This is a genomic window from Candidatus Zixiibacteriota bacterium (genome assembly GCA_020853795.1).
Lineage (GTDB): Bacteria > Zixibacteria > MSB-5A5 > CAIYYT01 > CAIYYT01 > JADJGC01.
The window spans coordinates 1-2823 of record JADYYF010000189.1; the positions used below are offsets into that span (position 1 = coordinate 1).

Consider the following 2823-nt stretch of genomic DNA (forward strand, 5'->3'; position numbering starts at 1 on the left):
ACGTCCCAGCAACCGTCGGTCACCGAGTCCTAGGTTTTGTGACTCATCGAGGCGACAAGCGGGCCGCGCGCTTGAGGCAACTCTCAAACCGCATCATTGCAATGCCTGATCCGGATTAGGCGCTCTCCTTCATTGGCGAGCGCATAAGAGCTCCCGACCACACGACGAATCGTCGATCAACCAATGAGGCTCAATCGACAACAACTTTGCCCCCGCATTTCCCTATGGACAAATCGCTCTTCGTTGAGCAACTTGTCCGTGATGGAGGACTGGCTCACTTCGGCGGACAAGACCGAGCTGTTGGCGATCGCCCGCGACGCCATCACGCACTACCTTGACGGCGCCAATTTCGTCGATCTGCCCGCATCGCCGAATCTTGAACGTCCCGGCGCTGCCTTCGTGACGATCTGGATGGGCGAGCACCTGCGCGGCTGCATCGGCCGCGTCGTCGCCGAACTACCGCTGGCGCAGACGGTCGCGCTCTGCGCTGTCGATGCCGCCATCGCCGACCCGCGCTTCTCGCCCCTGCGCCGCGACGAACTCCCCCGCGCTACGCTGGAGATTTCCGTTCTTTCGCCGCTGGAACGTATCACCTCCCCCGCCGACATCGAGATCGGCCGCCACGGCCTGCTGATCCGCCTCGGCGCCGCCTCCGGCCTGCTCCTGCCGCAAGTCGCCTCGGAATACAACTGGAGCGTCACCCAGTTCCTCCAGCATACCTGCGAGAAAGCCGGCCTGCAGCGTGACGCCCACCTCTCTCCCGCCGCCGTGATTTACCGCTTTGAAGTGATCCTGATCGAAGAGCCCAAAGTCCCCGGTCGCACGCCTCACGAACGCAAACCGCACTAACACCGACTCCCCCTAAATGGCAGCGGCGGACAGCCGCGCCGTCCGCCGATCAATTCGCTCGCCTGACTTCGCGCCCCGCCTTACAGATGCCTGATCACCTCGTCGGCAAATTCCTCCGTCGAAGCGTTGCCACCGAGATCGCGCGTGACGTGCGTGCCTTCCTTGAACACCTTGCGGATCGAATTCATGATCCGATCAGCCGCCGCGTTTTCGTTGAGGTGCCGCAGCATCAGCACACCGGAAAACACCAGCGCGCTCGGGTTGGCGATCCCCTTGCCGGCAATGTCCGGCGCCGAGCCGTGCACCGCTTCGAACACTGCGGCATTGATGCCGATATTCGCGCCCGGAACCACGCCGAGCCCACCGACCAGCCCGGCGGCCAAGTCGGACACGATATCGCCGTACAAATTCGAGAGCACCAGAATATCGAATTGATTGGGGTCCATCACCAGCTTCATGCACAGCGCATCTACGATCACATCGTCGAACTTGATCTCAGGAAATTCCTTGGCTACCTCGCCGATCGACTCCAGAAACATTCCGTCCGACAGCTTCATGATATTAGCCTTGTGCACCGCGGTCACTCGCTTGCGACCGTGCTTACGTGCATACTCGAAGGCAAACCGGCCGATTCGCGCCGAGGCGTGCTGCGTGATTACCTTGATCGACTGCGACACTCCCGGCGTGATCACGTGCTCCAGCCCGGCGTACAGGTCTTCGGTGTTTTCGCGGACGATGATCAGGTCGACGTTTTCATAGCGCGACCGGATGCCGTCGATCGAATGCACCGGTCGCAGATTGGCGTACAAGTCCAGCGCCTTGCGCAGGCCGACGTTGGCCGAGGAAAACCCCTTCGCGACAAAAGTCGTCAGTGGACCCTTGAGCGCCACCTTGTTGCGCCGGATCGATTCGAGCAGCACCTCCGGCACCGGCGAGCCGTAATCGGGCAAGGCGTTGATCCCCGCCGGCAGCTTCTCCCAGTCGATGTCCACGCCGGTCGCCTCGATGATGCGGGTGGCCGCGCCGCTAATTTCCGGTCCGATACCGTCACCTTCGATCAATGTCACTATATGATGAGCCATGTCTGTCTACTTAGTCCTTCTTTCGAATGTACTTTGCCGAATCGTTCAAATATCTATCTTGCAAATAACGTGAGAATATAGCTATGCCGACGCGCAAACAAATCGAGAATTTCGTCCATCTGCCGGGCGCCAATTGCATCACCACGGCGCTCCGCAATATCCTCAATTATTACGGCTTCCGCTACCCGGAACCAAGGATTTTCGGCATCGCGGAGGGTCTCGGTTTTCACTTTCGCCGCATCGCCGGCCAGGACAACCCCCACCTCGGCGGCTCGGGGACCGGGATGGTGGATTCCTTTTGTCGCAATTTGCACCTCGAACTCGAGGCCAGGGAATTTGACTCCGACGCCGAAGCTTGGCAGGATCTGATCAGTCATATCGACCTGCAGATTCCAATTATAGTCCAAGTCGATCTCTTTTATCTACCCTACTTCGACTCGGCCACCCACTTCGCCGGCCACCGTGTGATCCCGGTCGGCTACGACGATGAGCACGTCTTCCTCGCCGACACCGGCTACCTGCGCATCCAGAAGTGTCCGCTGGAGAGGTTTCACGAGGCGCGCCGTAGCGAGTACCCCCCCTTTGCCCACCGCCGCCGGCGCTGGCGCATCGAACGCTTCCGCGAGCGGCCGTTCGTCGACGAGATGATCACCAAGGCGCTCTATAATCTCTACCAGAAGTTCGAAAACCACGCGCCCGGTTACAACCTGCTGCAGATTTTCGATCTGCGCGATCACCTCGACGACTACAAGAACCCGACACTGTTGTACCAGCAAATCGAAAAAGCGGGCACCGGCGGCGGGCTCTCGCGCAAGATGTTCGCCGAGTTTCTCGATCAGGCCGGACAAATCTATGCGCGCCCGATTTACGAGTTGTCGGCCGGGCTCTACGA

General features: G+C 60.0%; 3 protein-coding genes. 2 read left to right on the plus strand and 1 reads right to left on the minus strand.

Annotated elements, in window-relative coordinates:
- Positions 1-243: 243 nt before the first annotated feature.
- The gene (amrA, locus tag IT585_14295) at positions 244-849 is read left to right on the plus strand and encodes an AmmeMemoRadiSam system protein A (protein MCC6964419.1); all 606 of its coding nucleotides are present in this window, start codon (positions 244-246) and stop codon (positions 847-849) included.
- Between the two features lie 80 nt (positions 850-929).
- Here the strand turns inward: amrA and IT585_14300 are convergent, their stop codons facing one another.
- Positions 930-1931: an isocitrate dehydrogenase (NAD(+)) gene (locus tag IT585_14300; protein ID MCC6964420.1), complete on the minus strand. Its 1002-nt coding sequence runs from the start codon at positions 1929-1931 to the stop codon at positions 930-932.
- An 83-nt stretch (positions 1932-2014) separates the two neighbouring features.
- Between IT585_14300 and IT585_14305 the strand changes: the two genes are divergently transcribed.
- Positions 2015-2823 (plus strand): DUF4872 domain-containing protein (locus tag IT585_14305; protein MCC6964421.1); only part of this gene is annotated, 809 nt, incomplete at its 3' end.

What these genes read in the sequence shown, in the direction of transcription:
- IT585_14300 (MCC6964420.1), bottom strand. Translation starts at nt 1,931, where the DNA reads ATGGCTCATCATATAGTGACATTGATCGAAGGTGACGGTATCGGACCG.